The sequence below is a fragment of the Pseudomonas sp. AC463 genome (assembly GCF_979253585.1).
In genome coordinates this window covers 1-373 of sequence record NZ_CEEDDZ010000215.1, presented here as the reverse complement: position 1 = coordinate 373, position 373 = coordinate 1, and the positions used below count along the sequence as shown (strand labels likewise).

Genomic DNA, 373 nt, shown 5'->3' with positions numbered 1-373 from the left:
GCGTCACGCTGATGATCAACGCGGGCCTGCGCGACGATGTCGGCGCGCTCGACATCACCGGCGCGGACGGGATCGGCCTGTTCCGCACCGAATTCCAGTTCCTCGTCTCCGCGACATTGCCCCAGCGCGACCGTCAGCAACGCCTCGATCTCCACATCGGCGTAGCGGCGCTGTTCCGCATGCTGGACCGCGAGCACGCCGACGACGCGTTCGCGGCGGATGATCGGCACGCCGGCGAAGCTGTGGAAGCGCTCCTCCCCGGTTTCCGGCATGTAGCGGAAGTCGGGGTGGGAGGCGGCCTCGTCGAGGTTCAGCACCTCGCCGCGCTCGGCGATCGTACCGACCAGCCCCTCGCCCAGCGCCAGCTTGGTGA

The 373-nt window shown here is 69.2% G+C and carries 2 pseudogenes; one reads left to right on the top strand and one right to left on the bottom strand.

Annotated features, from left to right (window positions below):
• Positions 1–11: 11 nt before the first annotated feature.
• Positions 12–80: pseudogene (locus AC0IYH_RS29840) on the top strand (hypothetical protein); the annotation flags it as partial.
• Positions 81–185: 105 nt separating this feature from the next.
• On the opposite strand, the pseudogene AC0IYH_RS29835 reads toward AC0IYH_RS29840, so the two are convergent.
• A pseudogene (locus AC0IYH_RS29835) lies at positions 186–317 on the bottom strand (GAF domain-containing protein); the annotation flags it as partial.
• Positions 318–373 lie beyond the last annotated feature (56 nt).